At 67.8% G+C, this 20000-nt stretch carries 18 protein-coding genes and 1 tRNA gene; 13 read left to right on the forward strand and 6 right to left on the reverse strand.

Features of this window, described 5'->3' with window-relative positions; translation table 11 throughout:
• Positions 1 to 226: 226 nt before the first annotated feature.
• Both DSHI_RS12640 and DSHI_RS12645 read right to left on the reverse strand, forming a co-directional pair.
• Positions 227 to 868: a DUF1826 domain-containing protein gene (locus DSHI_RS12640; RefSeq protein WP_012179151.1), complete on the reverse strand. Its 642-nt coding sequence runs from the start codon at positions 866 to 868 to the stop codon at positions 227 to 229.
• The gene (locus DSHI_RS12645) at positions 868 to 2073 is read right to left on the reverse strand and encodes a GTP-binding protein (RefSeq protein WP_012179152.1); all 1206 of its coding nucleotides are present in this window, start codon (positions 2071 to 2073) and stop codon (positions 868 to 870) included. Before DSHI_RS12645 ends, DSHI_RS12640 begins: the two co-directional genes overlap by 1 nt.
• Before the next feature lie 176 nt (positions 2074 to 2249).
• Between DSHI_RS12645 and DSHI_RS12650 the strand changes: the two genes are divergently transcribed.
• Positions 2250 to 2324 (forward strand) — tRNA-Gly (locus tag DSHI_RS12650).
• 46 nt (positions 2325 to 2370) lie between these two features.
• Here the strand turns inward: DSHI_RS12650 and DSHI_RS12655 are convergent.
• Positions 2371 to 3774, reverse strand: a complete 1404-nt coding sequence (locus DSHI_RS12655) for a helix-turn-helix domain-containing protein (RefSeq protein ID WP_012179153.1) — start codon at positions 3772 to 3774, stop codon at positions 2371 to 2373.
• A gap of 137 nt (positions 3775 to 3911) precedes the next feature.
• Here DSHI_RS12655 and DSHI_RS12660 point away from each other — a divergent pair, with 137 nt between their 5' ends.
• The 6 genes from DSHI_RS12660 to DSHI_RS12685 are packed head-to-tail and all read left to right on the forward strand — an operon-like array spanning position 3912 to position 10314.
• Complete coding sequence (locus DSHI_RS12660; RefSeq protein ID WP_012179154.1) at positions 3912 to 5114, forward strand: pyridoxal-phosphate-dependent aminotransferase family protein; 1203 nt, start codon at positions 3912 to 3914, stop codon at positions 5112 to 5114.
• A gap of 33 nt (positions 5115 to 5147) precedes the next feature.
• The gene (locus tag DSHI_RS12665; protein ID WP_044027875.1) at positions 5148 to 6101 is read left to right on the forward strand and encodes an HpcH/HpaI aldolase/citrate lyase family protein; all 954 of its coding nucleotides are present in this window, start codon (positions 5148 to 5150) and stop codon (positions 6099 to 6101) included.
• Positions 6102 to 6124: 23 nt separating this feature from the next.
• Complete coding sequence (locus DSHI_RS12670; RefSeq protein ID WP_012179156.1) at positions 6125 to 7303, forward strand: malate--CoA ligase subunit beta; 1179 nt, start codon at positions 6125 to 6127, stop codon at positions 7301 to 7303.
• Positions 7304 to 7315: 12 nt separating this feature from the next.
• Positions 7316 to 8215, forward strand: a complete 900-nt coding sequence (gene sucD, locus DSHI_RS12675; RefSeq protein WP_012179157.1) for a succinate--CoA ligase subunit alpha — start codon at positions 7316 to 7318, stop codon at positions 8213 to 8215.
• Positions 8205 to 9071 (forward strand): HTD2 family dehydratase, encoded by an 867-nt coding sequence (locus DSHI_RS12680; protein WP_012179158.1) that lies wholly within the window; start codon positions 8205 to 8207, stop codon positions 9069 to 9071. The genes sucD and DSHI_RS12680 overlap by 11 nt, the downstream gene beginning before the upstream one ends.
• A gap of 1 nt (position 9072) precedes the next feature.
• Positions 9073 to 10314 (forward strand): CoA transferase, encoded by a 1242-nt coding sequence (locus tag DSHI_RS12685; protein WP_012179159.1) that lies wholly within the window; start codon positions 9073 to 9075, stop codon positions 10312 to 10314.
• Between the two features lie 131 nt (positions 10315 to 10445).
• On the opposite strand, the gene DSHI_RS12690 is transcribed toward DSHI_RS12685, so the two are convergent.
• Together DSHI_RS12690 and DSHI_RS21420 are read right to left on the reverse strand one after the other, a co-directional pair.
• Complete coding sequence (locus DSHI_RS12690; protein WP_012179160.1) at positions 10446 to 11012, reverse strand: cytochrome b; 567 nt, start codon at positions 11010 to 11012, stop codon at positions 10446 to 10448.
• Between the two features lie 104 nt (positions 11013 to 11116).
• Complete coding sequence (locus tag DSHI_RS21420) at positions 11117 to 11677, reverse strand: EF-hand domain-containing protein (RefSeq protein WP_012179161.1); 561 nt, start codon at positions 11675 to 11677, stop codon at positions 11117 to 11119.
• Positions 11678 to 11918: 241 nt separating this feature from the next.
• Here DSHI_RS21420 and DSHI_RS12700 point away from each other — a divergent pair, with 241 nt between their 5' ends.
• Positions 11919 to 12638 (forward strand): response regulator, encoded by a 720-nt coding sequence (locus tag DSHI_RS12700; protein WP_012179162.1) that lies wholly within the window; start codon positions 11919 to 11921, stop codon positions 12636 to 12638.
• Positions 12635 to 13996, forward strand: a complete 1362-nt coding sequence (locus DSHI_RS12705) for an ATP-binding protein (protein WP_012179163.1) — start codon at positions 12635 to 12637, stop codon at positions 13994 to 13996. The genes DSHI_RS12700 and DSHI_RS12705 overlap by 4 nt, the downstream gene beginning before the upstream one ends.
• Before the next feature lie 215 nt (positions 13997 to 14211).
• On the opposite strand, the gene DSHI_RS12710 is transcribed toward DSHI_RS12705, so the two are convergent.
• On the reverse strand, positions 14212 to 14898 hold the full coding sequence (locus tag DSHI_RS12710; RefSeq protein WP_044028816.1) for an OmpA family protein: 687 nt from the start codon (positions 14896 to 14898) through the stop codon (positions 14212 to 14214).
• Between the two features lie 181 nt (positions 14899 to 15079).
• Between DSHI_RS12710 and DSHI_RS23175 the strand changes: the two genes are divergently transcribed.
• From DSHI_RS23175 to DSHI_RS12725, 4 genes are read left to right on the forward strand one after another with little or no spacing between them, the layout of a single operon-like run.
• The gene (locus DSHI_RS23175) at positions 15080 to 15448 is read left to right on the forward strand and encodes a TolC family protein (protein WP_479690980.1); all 369 of its coding nucleotides are present in this window, start codon (positions 15080 to 15082) and stop codon (positions 15446 to 15448) included.
• A 9-nt stretch (positions 15449 to 15457) separates the two neighbouring features.
• Positions 15458 to 16453: a TolC family protein gene (locus DSHI_RS22805; RefSeq protein ID WP_479690973.1), complete on the forward strand. Its 996-nt coding sequence runs from the start codon at positions 15458 to 15460 to the stop codon at positions 16451 to 16453.
• A gap of 27 nt (positions 16454 to 16480) precedes the next feature.
• On the forward strand, positions 16481 to 18682 hold the full coding sequence (locus tag DSHI_RS12720; protein WP_012179165.1) for a type I secretion system permease/ATPase: 2202 nt from the start codon (positions 16481 to 16483) through the stop codon (positions 18680 to 18682).
• Complete coding sequence (locus DSHI_RS12725) at positions 18679 to 19998, forward strand: HlyD family type I secretion periplasmic adaptor subunit (protein WP_012179166.1); 1320 nt, start codon at positions 18679 to 18681, stop codon at positions 19996 to 19998. The genes DSHI_RS12720 and DSHI_RS12725 overlap by 4 nt, the downstream gene beginning before the upstream one ends.
• Positions 19999 to 20000 lie beyond the last annotated feature (2 nt).

The raw sequence follows: 20000 nt of genomic DNA on the forward strand, positions 1-20000 counted from the left end.
AAATTCTGGAATGTTTCGCACGCGAAACAAATCTCTGGAAGCCATTGGACTCCCATGATTTCGCCGAAAAATTTGTCGGCGGATTTGGCGCAGATTTCGCGCCGGGATTAACCTTTGGCCCGGAGACCGGCGGTGGAGGGGGCGCTGCCCCCACGGCCCGTGCCGGGCCGCCCCCCGGAGTATTTCGCCACAAAAGAAGGGCAAGGCGGGCGCCTTGGGCGAGCGTTCAGTCCCCGTCGGGCCCGGTCAATGGGTCGAGCACCAGCACCAAGCGGGTGACGCCGCTGCCTTCGATGGGCGGCGAACGGTGGCGCAGCCCGGTCTCGCGCGTGCCGGGCCAGAGCGACCCGCGGATCAGGATCGGTGCGCCGGTGGGCGCGGCAAACACCTCCGCGGGCTCGGTGCCCGGGCGTGCCGCCGCCCCGTACTGGGTGCCCGGGCCGCGATAGGTGCAGACAAGCCGCAAGGTGACCGCGTCGAGATGGAATTTCCGGCAGGCATCGGTGGTCACCACGTCAAGCCGCAGCCGCAGGTAGGGCGCGCCGGTCACCGTCGCGAAAAGCCGTGCCAGCACCGCGATATCGTCGCGCAGCCGGTCGCGGTGGTGCCCTTCGGGCGTGCCCGCGGCCTCGAAGAGAGCGGTGAGCACCGCGGGCACGGTTTCGGGGGTCAAAACCACCCGGGCCGATGGCAGCTGCGCCGGGTCGAGCCCGTCGATCCACTCCTGGAAGCTGGCCGCCGGTCGCCGCAGCCAAAGCGCGGCCCCCACGCCCGTGGGCGCGGTCACATCGCGCAGCCCCTGCGGGTCGGTTGCCACGATCACCCCGGGGCAGATCCCGTTGTGCAGCGAAACGCCGCCCCCGTCCATCACGCGGCCTCCGCCCGGCGCCAGGCCGGGAAGGGATCGGGCAGGTCCGGCAGGGTGTCGGGGCCGGTCGCCAAGTCTTCGGGCAGCAGGCAGGCGTCGAGCCGGGCCTTGAGGGCGGGCCAGTCGATCCCGACACCGATGAAGACGATCTCCTGCCGCCGGTCACCCCATGGCTCCTGCCAGTGCTGTGTGAAATAGGCACGCGCGGCCGCGCTTTCCGGCCAGCGGGCCTCGGGGACCGCCGCCCACCAGGTGCCCAGCGGCCGGACCGAGGACAGCGCGCCCGCGAGCGAGAACTCCGCCACCCAGTCGGGGCGGGTGGCGAGCCAGAAATGCCCTTTGGCGCGGATCACGCCGGGCATCTCGCCCTCGAGCACGGCCATCGCCGCTTCGGGCACGAAGGGACGGCGGGCGCGGTAGACGAAGCTCGCCACCCCGTATTCCTCGGTTTCGGGGACATGGTCGGCAAAGCCGTAGAGCTCCTTGGCCCAGAGCGGGTGGTCATGGGCCTTGTCGAAATCGAACAGGCCGGTGCCCAGGATCTCGGACACGGCGACCTGGGCATGGTCGGTCTCGATGATCTTGGCATCGGCATTCAGGCTGCGGATGATCTGGCGTGCGGCATCGGTGCGCTCGGGCCCGGCATCTGCGACCTTGTTCAGGATCACGACATCGGCAAACTCGATCTGGTCGGTGAGCAGATGCACCAGGGTGCGGTCATCCGCCTCTCCCAGCGTTTCGCCGCGATCGCGCAGAAAATCATGGCTGGCATAATCGCGCAGCAGGTTCACCGCATCCACGACCGTCACCATCGTGTCGAGCCGGGCGACATCTGACAGGCTCTCGCCCGCTTCGTCGCGAAACTCGAAGGTGGCGGCCACGGGCAGCGGCTCGGAGATGCCGGTGGATTCGATCAGCAGGTAGTCGAACTTCCCCGCCGCCGCGAGCCTGCGCACCTCGTGCAGCAGGTCGTCGCGCAGGGTGCAGCAGATGCAGCCGTTGGACATCTCGACCAAAGTCTCGTCGGTGCGGCTGAGCGCGGTTTCGGCGCGCACGAGGTCGGCGTCGATATTCACTTCGGACATGTCGTTGACGATGACCGCGACCTTGCGTCCGTCGCGGTTGTTGAGCACGCGGTTCAACAGTGTTGTCTTTCCTGCCCCGAGAAATCCCGAGAGCACGGTTACGGGGAGTCGGTCCTGCATGGGTTTGCCCTGTGGTTATGAAATGCTGCCCGTTTTGATATAGTATAACATTACAATAAGCAACCACCCCGAGGCCCGGTTGGCCCCGACCCCCGCGGCAAAGTTTTTCCCCCTTGGCCGCTTTTTTCACTTGCAGGGGCGGCGTGTCAGAAGTATCCCACGGCTCACCCAAGGACGCGGGCGTAGCTCAGGGGTAGAGCACAACCTTGCCAAGGTTGGGGTCGTGAGTTCGAATCTCATCGCCCGCTCCAATTTCACCAGATAACACGGAATTCACCCCGCCCCGGGGGCGCTGCCTCAGTTGGCGTAGCGTGTCGGGCCGCGGCGGCGGACATCCACCGGTTCGTTCAGGATCATCGCGTTATGGGCGCGTTGGTCGCAATTGGCGCGCGGGCAGATCCGGCAGTTGATCCCGACCTCTGCGAAACGCGGGGAGCCTTGCTGGATATCCTCGGCATAGCCGATCGCCGCGACATGTTCGATGCTGCAGCCCATGGCGATGGCCAGGCGCTTGTCCTGGGTGTGGCGCGAGAAGCGGGGGCGATTGACCGTGCGGGCGAAGACGAAGAATCGCCCGCCATCGGGCATCTCGACGAATTGCGGCACGATGCTGCCGGGGCTGCGGAAGCTCGTATGCAAATCGAGCCGCGGGCAGGCGCCGCCATATTCCGCCAGGTGAAAGCCGGTGGAGTTGAACCGCTTGGTCACGTTGCCGGCCTTGTCGATGCGCAGGAAGAAGAACGGCACGCCTTCCGCCCCGTCGCGTTGCAGGGTGGTGGCGCGGTGGCAGGCCTGCTCGAAGCTGACGCCGAAGCGCAGGGACAGGTGGGCGAAGTCGTACTTGCAGGCCAGCGCCTCGGCCCGGAAGGCGTCATAGGGCATGAGCACGGCCGCAGCGAAATAATTGGCCAGCTCCACCCGGCAGCGGTTGCGCCCGGACGGGTCGTCCAGGTCGAGCCGCGACAGCAACGCGTCGATCACCGCGCTCTGTTCGATCAGCCCGCTCGTATGGGCCAGCTGGAAGGCACGGTTGGGATGGTCGAGCCCTTCGGACAGACGGACTTCGCGCCGGTCCTCGTCATATTCGCGGAGGGCCTCGGGCATGTCGCCCACGGGCACGATCCGGGTCCGCAAGCCCAGCTTGTCCTTCAGCCGAGCCTTGAGCGCGCCGTAGATGTCGTCGGCCTCGGGCATGGGGCCGGCCCAGAACTCCTGGGCGGCGGCTTCAAGCTCGGGGAAATGATTGCGGTTGTCGCGAAAGAAATCATGCACGATCGCCTCGGGGGAGGCACGCAGGATGTCGAGATCGGTCTCGCTGGCATTGGAGAGCACCAAGAGCTGATCGGTGGCCGCGCGGTAGGCGTGGTGCAATTGCAAAAAGCTGCGCGCCACGTCCGGCGCGTGCGAGAGCAGCGCGCGCAGCTGCGGCAGATCGGGGCTGTGATCGTGAAAGAGCGGGTCCTGGAACGCGGCGCGCAGGGCGTTGAGGGTGGCGGTATCGTCCTCGTCGGCGATGTCGCGCCAATCGACGCCGTAAGCTTCGAACAGGCGCAGGAGCACCGGGACGGACACGCTGCGCTCGTTCTTTTCCAGCATGTTCACGTAAGAGTTGGAGATGCCCAGCGCCTTGGCCATTTCGGCCTGGGTCTGGTTGGCGTCGCGCCGCAGACGGCGCAGGCGGGGTCCGATGAAAGTCTTCATGCACCTGTCATATCACAGATTTCACAAGTTCACAATTTGTGTGCTTTGTGAACATTCGCACTCACAGCAGGACCCGAATGCTTTTGCAGCATGGCAAGGGCGCGGGGTAGGCAGACGACGATCAGGGAGGTCAACTCATGCGAACAGGTCAGACACATCTCTTCATTCCGGGTCCCACCAATGTGCCCGAAGCGGTGCGGCAGGCGATGAATGTGCCGATGCAGGACATGCGTGCGGCGGATTTCGGGGACCTGACCCTCGGGCTGTTCGAGGGGATGAAATCGGTGCTGCGCACCGAACGCGGGACGGTGATGCTGTTTCCCGGCTCGGGGACCGGGGCCTGGGAGGCGGCGATCACCAACACGCTAAATCCCGGCGACAAGGTGCTGATGGCGCGGCACGGGCATTTCTCGACCCTTTGGGCGCAGATGGCCGAGCGGCTGGGCCTGCAGGTCGAGCTGATCGACATTCCCTGGGGCGCAGGCGCGCCGGTCAAGGAGATCGCGCGCCGGTTGGGCCGGGATGCCCATGACGAGATCAAGGCGGTCTTCGTCACCCATAACGAGACCGCCACGGGCGTGGCCTCGGACATCGCGGCGGTGCGCCGGGCGCTGGACGAGAATTTCCACGATGCGCTCTTGTTCGTGGACGGGGTGTCCTCGGTCGGCTCGCTGGACTTCCGGATGGACGAATGGGAGGTCGACCTGGTGGTCACGGGCAGCCAAAAGGGTCTGATGCTGCCGCCGGGCTTGGGCATTCTGGGTGTCAGCGAAAAGGCATTGGAGGCTGCGCGGTCGGCGACCATGCGCCGGGCCTATTTCGAGTTTTCCGACATGCTGGCGATGAATGCGGACGGGTATTTCCCCTACACCCCGCCCACGCCCCTGTTGCACGGGTTGCGGGCGTCGCTGGCGCGGATCGCGACCGAAGGGCTGGACAACGTGATCGCCCGCCACACCCGGCTGGCCGAGGGTGTGCGCCGCGGGATCGCGGCCTGGGGGCTGCCGTTGGTGGCCGAGCATCACACGCTTTATTCCGACACGGTGTCGGCCATTCGAGTGCCGCAGGAGATCGACGCCCGCGAGGTTCTGCGCATCGCATACGAGGAATTCAACACCTCCTTCGGGAGCGGTCTGGGGCCGCTCGACGGCAAGGTTTTCCGGATCGGGCATCTCGGCGATCTGAACGAGGCGATGTGCCTGACCGCCCTGTCGGTGGCGGAGATGGCGCTCTACCGGGCGGGGATGCAGGTGCAGCTCGGCTCCGGCGTGGGGGCGGCGCAGGCGTGGTTCGCCGCCGATGCCGCGGCGCGCCCCTTCCTGCATATCGCGGCGGAATGAACCGCCCCTGCCCTTTCACGCACGGAGATTGACATGTCCCATACGCTTCACCCCTTGCGCAAGCAGCGCCTTCAGAGGTCCGAGCTGGCGGTGCCCGCCTCGAACCCGACAATGATCGACAAGGCCGCCGAGAGCGCCGCGGATTTCGTATTTCTCGACCTGGAGGACGCGGTTGCCCCGCCCGAGAAGGTGCAGGCGCGCAAGAACGCGATCCAGGCGCTGAACGACATCGACTGGGCCGCCAAGGGCAAGACCGTGTCGGTGCGGATCAACGGGCTGGATACCCATTACATGTACCGCGACGTGGTCGACATCATGGAGCAGGCGGGCGACCGGGTGCACACGCTGCTGGTGCCCAAGGTCGGGGTGACGGCGGACCTGTATATGGTCGAGGCGATGGTCAACCAGGCGGAGATGGCCTGCGGGCTGGAGACCCGGGTGGGCCTTGAGGCGCTGATCGAGACCGCGCTCGGGATGGCCAATGTGGAGGCGATCGCCCAGTTCGGCGGGCGGCTGGAGGCGCTGCATTTCGGGGTGGCGGATTACGCGGCCTCGATGCGGGCGCGGACCGTGAATATCGGCGGGCTGAACCCGGATTACCCCGGGGATCAGTGGCACGCCTCGATCACGCGGATGGTGATTGCCTGCCGCGCCTACGGGCTGCGCGCGATCGACGGGCCGTTCGGAGATTTCAGCGATCCCGACGGCTACATGGCCGGGGCACGCCGGGCGGCGGCACTGGGGTGCGAGGGCAAATGGGCCATTCATCCCAGCCAGATCGAGATGGCGAACGACGTGTTCAGCCCGCCGGAGGCCGAGGTCAGCAAGGCGCATCGGATCATCGAAGAGCTGCGCAATGCCGAGGCCGCGGGCAAGGGGGCCGCGAGCCTCGACGGCAAGATGATCGACGCGGCCAGCGAGAAGATGGCCCGCAACGTGATCGACACCGCCAACGCCATCGCCGCCAAGGCGGTCGCGGCGGAATAAGCCAATCCTGGGGAGGAGACGACATGGACATTCACGAGCATCAGGCCAAGGACATTCTGGCGCGCTTTGGCGTGCCGGTGCCGAAGGGCGGCGTGGCGTTCTCGCCCGAACAGGCGGCCTTCCGCTGCCGCGAACTGGGGGGCGGGCGCTGCGTGGTCAAGGCGCAGGTCCATTCCGGCGGGCGCGGCGAGGCCGGCGGCGTCAAGCTCTGCGAGGGTGAGGCGGAGGTGCGCGACTTCGCCGCCAGCCTCCTGGGTACGTCGCTGGTCACCAAGCAGACCGATGCCGCGGGCAAGCGGATCGACCGGCTCTGGGTCGAAGAGGCGTCCGCCATCGAGCGGGAGTTGTATCTCGGCTTCGTGCTCGACCGGAAGTCCGAGCGGATCATGATCGTGGCCTCGGGCCATGGCGGGATGGAGATCGAGGACCTCGCCGAGGAAGACCCCGAGAGCCTGATCCGCATGGTTCTGGACCCCGCCGTGGGTCTGGCCGAGTACCAGGCGCGGGAGCTGGCCTTCAAGCTGGGCCTGCAGGGCGCGCAGATCGGCCAGATGGTGACCGTGCTCAAGGCCTGCTACCGGGCGTACCGCGATCTCGATGCGATGATGGTGGAGATCAATCCGCTGGTGGTGTGCAAGGACAGCTCGCTGGTGGCGCTGGACGCGAAGATGTCGTTCGACACCAACGCGCTCTTCCGCCGGGCGGAGATCGCGGCCTTGCGCGATCCGGGCCAGGAAGACCCGCGCGAGAGCTTCGCCGCCGATCACGGGCTGGCTTATGTGGGCCTGGACGGGGATATCGGCTGCATTATCAACGGCGCCGGGCTTGCCATGGCGTCGATGGACATGATCCAGCTGGCGGGCGGGGAGCCTGCGAATTTCCTCGATATCGGCGGCGGGGCCAGTCCTGAACGCGTCTGCCAGGCGTTCCGCACGGTGTTGTCGGACCAGAATGTCAGCGTGATCCTCGTCAACATCTTTGCCGGCATCAACCGCTGCGACTGGATCGCGAACGGGGTGATCAAGGCCTATACCGAGCTCGGCATCGAGCTGCCGGTGGTGGTGCGCCTGTCGGGCACGAATGTGGAGGCCGGGCGCAAGCTGATAGCCGAGAGCGGCCTGCCGATCATCAGCGCCGACACCTTGGCCGAGGCGGCCGAGGCCGCCGTTGCCGCCCGCCCCACCTTGATCGCCGCACAGTAAGGAGCCACAGTCATGGCCATTGTCATCACCGAAGACACCCGCGTCGTCGTCCAGGGCCTGTCCGGCCGGATCGGGCAGTTTCATGCGCAGGAAATGATCGAGTACGGCACGAAGGTCGTCGCCGGCGTCACCCCGGGCAAGGGGGGCACCACGGTGCTTAACCGGCCGGTATTCAACACCGTGCGCGAGGCGGTCGAGGCCACGGGCGCGGAGGCGAGCCTTTTGTTCGTGCCGCCCGCGGGGGCTGCGGACGCGATGATGGAGGCCGCGGATGCGGGCATTCGCACCGCCGTGTGTGTGACCGACGGCATCCCGGCCCAGGACATGATGCGGGTCAAACGCTTCCTGCGCCGCTTCCCGCGGGAGCGCAAGATGCGCCTGATCGGGCCGAACTGCGCGGGCATCATCAGCCCCGGCAAGGGGTTCATGGGGATCATGCCGCCGCATATCTACACCCCCGGGCGCGTGGGCATCGTGGGCCGGTCGGGCACGCTGGGCTACGAGGCGGCGAGCCAGATGCAGGCCCTGGGGATCGGGGTGTCGTCGTCGATCGGGATCGGGGGCGATCCGATCAACGGCTCGTCTTTCAAGGATATCCTGGAGCTGTTCGAGGCCGACCCGGAGACCGATGCGGTGATCATGATCGGCGAGATCGGCGGTCCGCAGGAGGCCGAGGCGGCGGCTTATGTGCGCGATCACATGACCAAGCCCGTGGCGGCCTATATCGCCGGGCTTGCGGCCCCCAAGGGCCGGCAGATGGGCCATGCGGGCGCGATCATCTCGGCCTTCGGCGAGAGCGCGCAGGAGAAGGTCGCGCTGCTGAGTGCCTGCGGGATCGAGGTGGCGCCGAACCCGTCGGCCATGGGCGAGACCGTGGCGCGCATCCTGAACCCGGCGCGCAATGCCGCTTGACGCGCCTGAAAACGGCGCACCGCTGACCGACTGGATCGGGCGGACCGAGACCGTGGCGGGCTGCGTGCCCCCCACGGTCGCCACCATGATCCACGCCACGCTTGCGCGCGCGGGCCGCCCCTGCCCCGGCCCGGGCGATGTCTTGCCAGCCCTGTGGCATTGGTATGCCTTCCCCCCGGCGGTGGGGATGGAGGATCTGGGTGCCGACGGGCACCCGGCCCTTGGCGGGTTTCTGCCCCCGGTGCCCTATGAGCGGCGGATGTGGGCCAGTGGTGCGCTGGAATTCCACGCAGATCTGCGCGTCGGCGAGCAGATCGAGAAAACCTCCACCATCACCGGCGTCGAGGAAAAGACCGGCTCCACCGGGGGCATGGTGTTCGTCACCGTTGCGCACGAGTTGCGCGGGGCGGCAGGCCTTGCGGTGCGCGAGACGCAATCCATCGTCTACCTGCCCATCGCGCCGGAGTTCCGCCCCCCGCCGAAGAAGCCCGGCCCCGTGGACAGCCTGGTTTTCGACGTGACGCAGCCGGTCTCGACCGCGCTGCTTTTTCGCTATTCGGCGATCACCTTCAATGCCCACCGGATCCATTTCGACCTGCCCTATGCGCAGGAAGTGGAGCATTATCCGGGCCTTGTGGTGCACGGGCCGTTGCAGGCCAACCTGCTGATGGCGGAGGCGACCGCCTGGAAGGGGCGCCGCCCGGACCGGTTCCGGTTTCGCGGCGTGCATCCGATGTTTCACGACACCGGGCTGACCCTGCGCGGGGTGCGCGAGGGGGCGCATGCACTGAAAATGTGCACTGTGGCCGATGCGGGCTACATGGGTTTGACAGCAAGTGCAGACTGGGAGGACTGACATGCCAGGAATTCTGAACGGATTGCGCGTGGTCGAAGGCTCGGCCTTTGTCGCGGTGCCCCTGGCGGGGATGACGCTGGCGCAGATGGGGGCGGATGTGATCCGGTTCGACCGGCTGCAGGGCGGGCTCGATTCTGGGCGCTGGCCGTTGGCGCCGTCGGGCAAGAGCCTGTTCTGGGCGGGGCTGAACAAGGGCAAACGCTCGCTCGCGGTGGACATGAGCCACCCCGAGGGCAAGGAGCTGATCACCCGCACGATCACCGCGCCGGGCGAGGATGCGGGCGTGTTCCTGACCAACCTGCGGGTGCGCGGCTGGATGGATTACGAGACCCTGAGCAAGCTGCGCGAGGACCTGATCATGGTGACGCTGCTGGGCGACCGGCATGGGCGCCCCCAGGTCGATTACACCGTGAACCCGGCGCTCGGCATTCCGGATATCACCGGGCCGGAGGGGCATGATGCGCCGGTGGCCAATGCGCTGCCGGCCTGGGACCTGATGGCGGGGCATATGTGCGTGTCCTCCGTGCTGGCCGCCGAGCGGCACCGGCTGCGCAAGGGTGTGGGACAAGAGGTTGTGCTGACCCTGAAGGACGTGGCGGCGGCGACGCTGGGGCATCTGGGCATGATCGGGGATGCAGTGCTGAACGAGACCGCGCGGACCAAGTCGGGCAATGCGCTTTATGGCGCCTATGGGCAGGATTTCCTGTGTGCGGACGGGCGGCGGATCATGGTGATCGGATTGACCGGGCGGCAATGGTCGGGGCTGGTCAAGACCACGGGGACGCAAACCGAGATGGCCGAGCTGGCCCGGGCGACCGGGCGCGATCTGGGCAATGAGGGCGTGCGCTGGGAACTGCGGCGGGAGATCACGGAGATTCTGACCCCGTGGTTCGCGGCGCGACCCGCCGCCGTGATCGGCGAGATCTTCGACGATGCCAAGCTGACCTGGTCGGAGTTCCGCACCGTCAAGGAAGCGGTGGAGCAGGACCCGGACCTGTCGCCGGACAACCCGGTCTTTACCGCGCTGGCCCAGGAGGGGCTGGGCACCTTCCCGGTCCCCGGCCACGCGGCGGTGTTTTCGGCCCTGGCGCGCGAGGCGCCCAAACCCGCGCCCGCCCTGGGCAGCCATACAGAGGAGATCCTGAGCGAGGTCACCGGCCTCGACGACACGGAGATCGCGCGGCTCTTCGACGAAGGGATCGTGGGGTCCTCAGCGCGCCGGACGCTCTACAGCGCTGCCTGAGCCGTGGTCCCCGGCGGTCAGCGGCCCGCGGGCTGGTCGGCACCGGACCGGAGGTTTGCGGGCCGAGGTACGCACAAAGGGCGATGCGTGGCATCGCCCTGCCCCTTTTTCAACACCAGCGTGCGGGGCCTTCAGGCGGCCCCGCGCAGCATGCGCCGCAGGGTGGCGTCATGGTCCAGGAAATGGTGTTTGAGCGCACCCGCGACATGCACGACCAGCAGCCCGGCCAGCGCCCAGCCTGCAAACTGATGGACCCCGTGGGCCGCATTTGCAATCCAGCCAACCTTGTCCTGGGCGGGGATAACCACCCCAAAGGACGTGACCGCCCGCCCGTTATAGACCGATATCAGGATGCCGGAGATCGGCATCGCGAGCACCGTGGCGAGCAAACCCCAGTGCACCGCCTTCGCCGCGCGGGCCAGCCAGGGTGGCATGTCGGAGGCCGGTCTCGGCGCCCCCTGTGCCAGGCGCCAGCCCACCCGCCACAGCCCGACGATCAGGACCACGACGCCGAGGGCCTTGTGCCAATCCCGGATCGGGGCCACGGCCTCGCGGGTGAGCGGTCCGTAGGCCATGAGCAGCCCGGAGCCGAGCAATGCGATCATGCCGAGGGCAACGCCCCAGTGATTGACCCTGGAGATCGCCCCGTATGCCGCGGGGCTGTCCTTGAGTTGGAGGGTTTCGGTTTTCTGTGCCATTTTCGAGTTCCTTTGCACCCGGCGTGATGCCGCGCGCCTTTCTGCGCTGTGCGAACCGCTGCCGAGGGATCGCGGCGGGGATGTCAGCCCCCGCCGCCATGCGTTCAGCCGCGGCGCTCATTCCAGCGGCCGCCATCCCGGTCGTGGCCGCGCCCTTCCCGGTCGTGGTCCCGGCTGGCACGGCTCGGCCGGTCGTCGCGGTCGATCTGGCCGTCCTGGTTGCGGTCCATCCGGTCGACGATGTCGCCGAACCGCGCGTCGCTCTCGGCCTGGGTGACGACCCCGTCACCATCGGCATCGAGCGCCTGGAAGGCATCGACCATCCGCGCGCGGGTCACTTCGAGATAGAGCGTCTCGAACTCGTCGAGGGAGATGTTGCCGTCGCCCGACGCATCGGCATTGGCCACAAGCGCGGCGCGGAACGTGTCGATCTCGTCCTGGGTGAGGGCGCGATCGCCATTGGCGTCGGCCTGTTGCAGGATCCGGCCCATCATGCCGCCGCCGCGCGCGCCGCGCTCCATGCGGAAATCGACGCGCATCTCCTTGGCCTGCGGCGCCTGGACGGGGGTGGTGTCGGTGGCTGTCTGTGCCACGGCCAGGGTCATGCCGGTCAACAGGACGGCGGTGGCGAGCAGGCCGCTGCGGTAGATCATCGAGGAATTCATGTCGTGTCCTTTCGGGTTCGTGGGGAAGCATTCATCGCTTCGTGACCCTCATCTAGGCGGTCTTGCGTGCGAAGGTTTGTCAGCGCGCCCCCCGGTTTGTCGTCATCTGTCGCAAGCGCCCGGCCTGATACATCTTGCGACAATTCGGATCCGAAACGGCCGCCCGATCGGTTGATTTCCCGGCGCCGACACGCGCAATAAGGATCTGTGGCAGGCGTCCGGCCCGCCTTGGAGATCGACTGTGACAGACCCCATCGCCCCCCAGATCCTGATCGTCGACGATGCCCGCGACATTCGCGAGCCCCTGGCACAGTACCTGCGCAAGCAAGGGTTCCGCACGCGGCTGGCTGCCCATGCCGCAGAGGCGCGGGAGGTTCTGGCCGAGGCGACGATCCACCTGGTGGTGCTCGACATCATGATGCCGGGGGAGGACGGGCTGAGCCTGTGCCGGTGGCTGGTCGCCCATGATGGCCCGCCGGTTCTGCTGCTGACGGCGATGGCGGATGAGACGGATCGCATTGTCGGGCTGGAGCTGGGCGCCGACGATTACCTCGTCAAACCGTTCAACCCGCGCGAGTTGCTGGCGCGGGTGCGCGCGATCCTGCGCCGCGCGCCGCCCGAAATCGCCGCGCCACCGAGCGCGCGCCGCGGCTTCGCGGGCTGGGTGCATGATCCTGATGCGCTGACCGTGGCCCATGCCGATGGCCGGTGCGCCGAGCTGACCAGTGCGGAAAACCGGCTTCTGGGCATCTTTCTCGATCAGCCGCGCACGGTTCTGAGCCGCGCGACATTGCTGGACCTGTCCGCCGGGCGGGAGGCCAAGGCCTATGACCGCGCCATCGACAACCAGGTTAGCCGGTTGCGTCGCAAGATCGAAGCCGACCCGAAGCACCCGCAGATCCTGGTGACGGAGTGGGGCGGCGGATACCGGTTGGCCGCGGATGTGGAGGGCGCGCCATGACCATGCGGCGCGCGCGGCTCTTGCCCGACACGCTGGCGGGGCGGTTCGTGCTGCTTTTGGCGACGGCGATCCTTGCGGCAAACCTGATCGGGCTGGTCGTTCTCGGGCTGCAACAACAGCGCTTCGATCGCCAGACCCTCGACGACCGCTGGATCGCGCGGATCGCGGCCCTGATCCCGGTGCTCGAGACCGTCGATGCCGACACCCGCCAGGTGCTCACGCAACAGGTGTCCAACCGTCTCGCCCGGTTCCGGGTCGGGCAGACGCCCCTCGTGGCACGGACCGGCCGGGACAGCCGGTCGGCATCCCTCGCCGCCGGGCTTGCCGAAACGCTCGGGCGGACCGATCTGCGCGTGGCCCTCATCGACCGCCCTGCGTCGCGCCCAGCACCGGAGCGGACGCCCGGCGCACGCGCGGGCCGGATCATCGCGGTGAGCGTGCCGCTGAGCCCCCGGGAGGGCGAGGCCGCGTGGCTCAACGTCACGACCGGTGGCGGCCCGCCCCGGCCCAGCCCGGTGGACAGTCGGCCCTTCCTGACCTTCCTGGCGCTGTCGCTGCTGTCGGTGCTGGCGGTGGGGATCGTGTTTGCCAGGCGGCTCGCCAGGCCCCTCGGGCGCCTGTCGGATGCCGCCCAGGCGGCCGGGCGCGGTGACCGCGACGCCCGGGTGCCAGAGGAAGGGCCGCGGGAGATGCGCGCGGCGGCGCGCGCCTTCAACGCGATGCAGACCGAGATTTCGCGGTTCGACGCCGAACGGATGCGGATGATCGCCGCGATCGGGCATGATCTGCGCACGCCGATGACCAGCCTGCGCATTCGGGCCGAGATGGTCGATGACGCCAAGCAGCGCGAAGCGATGGTGCGCACACTCGACGAGATGACGGTGATGGCGGATGGGCTTGTCAGCTACGCCAGGCACGGGCAGGACAGCGAGGCCATGCAGGCCGTGGATCTGGGCGGGCTGCTTTCGAAGCTCTGCGCGGAGCGGGGTGCCGAGTATGACGGCATCAGCGAGGTTCAGGTGATGGGACGGCCGATCGGGCTGGGCCGCGCCATCGGCAACCTGATCGACAATGCCCTGCGCTACGGAGAGGCGGCGCGGGTCACGCTTGCCCGTCAGGACGGGCATGCCATCGTGACGGTCGATGATACCGGCCCGGGCATCGCGCCGGAGCGCATGGACGAGATGTTCCAGCCGTTCCGGCGGGGGGACCACAGCCGCAGCGCCGAGACCGGCGGTGTCGGGCTGGGCCTGTCCATCGCGCGCACGATCGTGCTGGCGCATGGGGGAATCCTCACGCTGGAAAACCGGACCGAAGGCGGGCTGAGGGCGACCGTGAGATTGCAGGCGATCACCTGACCGGTCGCAAAGAGGGGTCGCGGAGCCTGCGAAAGAGCCCGGTGGGCAAAGAGCACACGATCGCACGGGGAATGGGTCACACCGCGCTGGCACCGTTTGCGGGACGGCCAAGTGAGCACGCATCGCCCATCGCGGTCACACGGGAGTCGGGCTCGCAGCCTTCAACTTACCGGGCTTTGGGTACAAGGGGCTTGTAACCCGCGCGCAGCGGCACCCTAGCGCGCGCCGCCAAGGGCCACGCGGAGGCGCGCGGAATTGCAAAAGCACTTTTTGCCGTATTCGAGTTTGCGATCCTCGTTCGGCCCAAGCCCCGCAGCGATGCCGCAATCGTACTTGGCCGCCCCGGCCATCTGGAACGCGGGACCGTTCTGGCCATCGCCGGTGAAGCGGCTGTAGGCGTTGACCGCCTCGGCCAGGCGCGATTGCAGGTCGACCTGGAACGCGTCCGCGAAGCCTGCGGGGTTGAGGTCGATATCGCGGTAGCTGCGGCAGGCCGAGAGCATGTCGTCGAGCGCCACGTTCACCCGACGGTTGCGGCGTTCGGCGGTGGCCACGGCGACGACGAGGTCCGACTCGCCGCGACTTGCGATGCTGCCGATCCGGCTGACGGGTACGCCCTGCGCAGTCAGGGCATCGGCGACCGTCTGCGCCCGGCGCTGGCCCAGGGCGAGGTTGTAGCCGGTGCTGCCCACGGCATCGGTGTAGCCCACCACGATGGTCGGTTTGTAGCTCGGTGTCGCCTCCAGCGCCTCGGCGATGGCCCGAACCTGGGTCGCGGCCTCGGCATCGAGGCTGGCACTGTCGAAATCGAAGAGGACGGTTCCGAGATCCTGCGCCTGGGCGATCGCCCCCCAGACGAGGACCGCGGGCGCAAGGATCAGGCGGATCAAGAGGCGTTTCATCAAGACGGGGTCCCCAAAACCGTTGCGGCGAGCCATGACATCCCAGGCCCATTCTTTACGAGGTGAGCGGCCTCCGGCTGTGAACAGGGCACAAACAACAGGCTTAAGAAGAGTTAAGTCCAGCACCAGAGAGCTTGCACGCAAGACGCGGTACTATGTTCGGCTGGCAGTGTCAGGTGCGATGTTTCTCTCCGCTTCGGCGGCTTCGGCGCTGACGGTCGAGGAGGCGATCCTTTACGTGCTGGAATCCAACCCGGAGATCAGCGCAGCTGCGGCCAACAAGCAGGCGATCGAGTTCGAACTGGACCAGGCGCGCTCTTTCCGGGTGCCACGCTTTTCGCTAGAGGCGGAAACCGGGATCAGCCGGAACAATGGCACCACGACCCCGTCCCTGCCCGCGGGGGATGATGCGATCACCGGCTATGGCGTCGGCGTGCGGATGACGCAGAACCTGTTCGACGGGTTCGCCACCCGCTCGGAGATCGAGCGCCAGGCCTGTCGCGTGGACGGGGCCGCGCTGCGCGTTCTGGAGCGGGCGGAGTTTCTGTAGCTGGAGGCGGTGCGGGTCTATGCCGAGGTGCTGCGCAATCGCGCGCTGGTCGGGTTGGCGCAGCAGAACCTGGAGTATCACAGGGATATCCTCCGCCGCATCCAGCAGGCGTTCGACAACGGGATTGTCGGCACTTCCGACCTGCAACAGGTGGAGGAACGTGTTTTTCTCGCCGAGGACACGCTGGCGGTGTTCCGGCTCGACACCGCGGAGGCCGAGGCATTTTTCCAGGAGGTCGTCGGCATCGATGCACGGAACCTCGGGCAGGTTCCGGGCCTTGGCGGCACGATCCCTGCGTCGCTGGAGGGCGCGTTGGGTGTCGCACGGCGGACAAACCCGACCATCCTGTTTCTACAGGCGGATGTGGGCGGGGCCGAGGCGCTGGCGCGCAAGGCGGCGGCCAACCGGTACCCGTCGCTCGACCCGGAGGCCTTCGCCCGCCGGGGCGAGGACCTGGACGGCTTCGAGGGGTCGGTCGAGGATTACGGTGTAGGCTTGTTCCTACGCTACGAGTTCCAGGGCTCGCAAAACCGGGCGCTGCGCCAGGAGCAGGTGCGCCGGGTGAACGAGGCACGCTCCACCCTGCTTGCCCAGGTGCGGCTGGTGGAGCGCGAGGTGCGGCAGAGCTGGGCGAACCGCGATGCGGCCGCGCGGCGGGTGCAGTTGCTGAATCGGCAGGTGAGCCTGTCGCGAGATGTGCTGGACTCTTACGAGCAGGAATTTCAGGTCGGGTCACGGTCCCTGCTGGACATTCTGAACACCCAGATTTCGCTTTTCGAGGCGCAGATCAACCTGGCGAACCTGAAATCGCTGCAGACCTATATCAACTATCGCATTCTGGCGTCGATGGGCGTCTTGCTGCCGACGCTGGGGATCGAGCCGCCGACCGATGCCGCCGCCTACGCTCGCGCGCAGCGTGGCGCGCCGGATGTGGGCGCGGCGCCGTCCGCCGAGGCGGTGGATTCCAAGAGCTTCGCCGAGTGGCGCAAGAGCCTCAAGCAGTGATCGGATCGCTTGCGGAGGGGCTGTTCGATGCGCCCTGCTGACCGCAAGGACACCGCGCGTCTGACCATTTCGCGGCGGGACGGCGCGCAGGCGCCACAGCTGGACTGGGATCTCGACCCGCAGGTTTTCGACCCGCTCGCAGAGGCGCTGGGAGGTGCGCTGCGCTTGCGCGGGCATGATGTGGGGGCACGGGCCCTGGTGGCCAACCTGTCCCTACCGGCTGATGGCAAGCTGACGCCCGCCCGCGCCGTTGCCGCCGCCGAGGCCCAAAGCCACGCCGCGCGGCTGGTGCGCCGGGATCTGTCGGACCTGCCGGACGCGGTGCTGCCGGCGGTCCTGTTTCTGGAGGGCCGCGATGCTTGCGTGCTGATCGCGCGCGACGGAGACACCGTGCGGGTGCTCTGGCCCTCCCGCGGGTCGGAGGAGTTCACGGTCGAGTTGGCGGCTTTGCGCGCGGTATACATGGGACATGTATTGCTGATCCGCGCCGAGCCGGGTGTCGCGGCACCGGCACCCGGCAGCGCGATACAGGGGCAAGGGCACTGGTTCTGGGGGGCTGTGCGGCGGCATTGGCCCGCCTATACCCAGGTCATCCTCGCCTCGGCGGTGATCAACCTGCTGGCGCTCGCGGTGCCGATCTTCACCATGAATGTCTATGACCGGGTGTTTCCCAATGCGGCGCTGATCACGCTCTGGTCGCTGGTGATCGGTGTCGGGCTGGCCCTGATCGTCGATGCGGGGCTGAAGGCCCTGCGTGCGCAGCTCGTGGACGTGGTGGGACGGCAGGTGGACTTGGCCGTATCGTCGGAGATCTTCCGCCATGTCTCGGACTTGCGACTGTCGGCGCGCACGGCCCCGGCAGGCACGTTGATGAACACGCTCAAGGATTTCGAGCAGGTGCGCGATGTGTTCTCGTCGCAAACGGTCGCCACGCTGACCGACCTGGCGTTTACCGCGGTGTTCATCGCGGTGATCGCCTATATCGGCGGACCGCTGGCCTGGCCGCCGGCGCTGGCGGTTTTGACGGTTCTTGTCTTCGGGGTGCTGGTCCTGATCCCGTTGCGAAACGCGGTGGGCACGGTGCGCCAGACTGGCGGCGCGAAGACGGCGGTGGCCAGCGAGGCGATGAACGAGCTCGAAACCCTGAAATCCGTGGGCGGACAAGGCCGGATGCAGGACAGGTGGGAGCAGCAGGTCACGCAGAACGCCAAGGCCGAAGAGCGCGCCCGACGCCTGTCGACGGTGGCAACGACGCTGACCGGGCTGGTGGGGCAGCTGTCCTCGGTCGGGATCGTTGTGATCGGGGTGTACCTGGCGCTGGAGGGTCAGATCACCATGGGGGCGGTGATCGCGGCGATGATCCTGTCGGGTCGGGCGCTGGCGCCCACGGCGGCGCTCGCGGCGCTATTCGTGCGGGCGAGCTTCGCGGTCTCCACCCTGCGCAGCCTGGACGAGTTGATGGCGCTGCCGTCGGACGGCACGCCGGGCGCGCGGCGGCTCAACAAGCGGGTCTCGGATGGAGCGCTGGAGTTGCGCGGTGCCAAGCTGACCTATGGCGATGCGCCTCAGCCCGCGCTCACCGATCTGTCCCTGTCGATCGACGCCGGGGCGCGGGTCGCACTGATCGGCCCGGTCGGGGCGGGCAAGACGAGCCTCGTGCGGCTGCTGGCGGGTCTCTACCAGCCCGACGAGGGGCTGGTGCTGATCGACGGGCTGAACATGGCCCAGCTGCACCCGGCGGAGCTGCGCGCGGATGTGCAGCTGGTCCCGCAGGAACCTGTCCTGTTCTCGGGCACCCTGGCTGAGAACATCGCCTTCGGCAAACGCGGGGCCAGCGATGCGGAGATCCTGCGCGCCGCGCGGCTGGCGGGGGTGGATGCCCTCGCGGCCAGCCATCCCGAAGGCTTCGCCATGCCCATTGCCGAGCGCGGGCGGAACATGTCGGGCGGGCAACGGCAGATGGTGGCGCTGGCGCGGGCGCTGCTGCCTCGGCCCAAGGTGCTGCTGCTGGATGAACCGACCTCTTCCATGGATCAGCAGGCGGAGCGGCGGTTCATCGACCGGTTGCGGAGCGCGCTGGACGCGCACCCGATGACCTTGGTGGTGGCCACGCATCGGATGGGCCTGTTGGAGTTGACCGACCGGGTGGTGCTGATGCAGGCGGGCAAGGTGCAGATGGACGGGCCGAAGGCGGATATCCTCGCCACGCTCAAGGGCGGGACGTCATGAACGCGCGAGATTGGCAGCTGGAGGAGTTCGCCATCGGCGCGGAAGCGTCACGCATGGCCCGGCCCCGGCGCGGGCTGACCGCGATCCTCTTGCTGATCATGGCGCTGGCGGGGGTCGGGCTGGTCTGGGCCGGTTGGGCCACGATCGAAGAGGTTTCGCGCGCCGACGGACGGGTGGTGCCCTCGGGCAGCGCGCGGGGGGTCGAGACCCTGGAAGGCGGGATCGTCGCCGAAATCCTCGTGGCCGAGGGCGACCGGGTGGATGCAGGGCAGGAACTGGTGCGGATCGACGACACCGGCGCATCGGCCGATCTGGGCGAGCTTGCTGCCCGGCGCGCCGCCTTGCGCGCCCGCGCCCTGCGCCTGGAGGCCGAGTTGGGCGATGCGGCGGCGGTGGATTTCGCACCAGCGGGATTGGCGGCGGATGACCCCCTGGCGCTGCGCGAGCGGGCGCTTTTCGACAGTCGGCGGGCGTCCTATGTCAGCCAACGCGCGGTACTGGAGGCGCAGGTTCTGCAGCGCCGACAGGAGATTACCGAACTGACCAACGGGCTGGCGCGCAGCGACGAAAGCCTTGCGCTGCTCGACGAAGAGATCGCGATCCGCGAGAATTCGGGCGTCATTCCGCGGGCGCAGATCATTCCGGTCGAGCGGGAGCGGACCGGCATGCGGTCCGAGCGTGACCGTCTGGACAGCCGTCGCGCCCAGGCAGAGGCCGCCTTGATGGAGGCGGAGGCACGACTTACGGAGCTGGACCTGCTGCGCCGGGCCGAGATCAACGCGGAGCGGAGCCAGACGCTGAACGATCTGGCGATCATCCTCGAATCGATCCGCCGGGCGGAAGACGTGGTGACCCGCGCGGCCCTGCGCGCGCCGGTGACCGGGGTCGTCTCGGCGCTGAATGTCAGCAGTCAGGGCGAGGTCGTCACGCCCGGCGAGGAAGTGTTGCGGATCGTGCCCGAAGGCACCGGACTGGAGATCGAGGCGCGGTTGCGGCCCGAGGACATTGCCTTCGTGCGCCCGGGCCTGCCGGCCAAGGTCAAGATCACCGCCTTCGATTTCACCATCTACGGTGCCCTGCCGGGCCATGTGGTGCGCGTGGGTGCCGATGCCGAACAGGACGACAGCACCGGCGAGACCTTCTTTCCGATCATCATCCAGACCGAAGAGACCCAGCTGACCCGCGGTCAGGAGGTGCTGGAAATCCGGCCCGGCATGGTCGCCAGCGTCGATATCCTGACCGGGGAGCGCACGGTGCTCGACTACTTGCTCAAGCCATTCCGCAAGGCCCGGGCGGAGGCCTTGCGCGAGCGCTGACG

The organism is Dinoroseobacter shibae DFL 12 = DSM 16493, assembly GCF_000018145.1.
Lineage (GTDB): Bacteria > Pseudomonadota > Alphaproteobacteria > Rhodobacterales > Rhodobacteraceae > Dinoroseobacter > Dinoroseobacter shibae.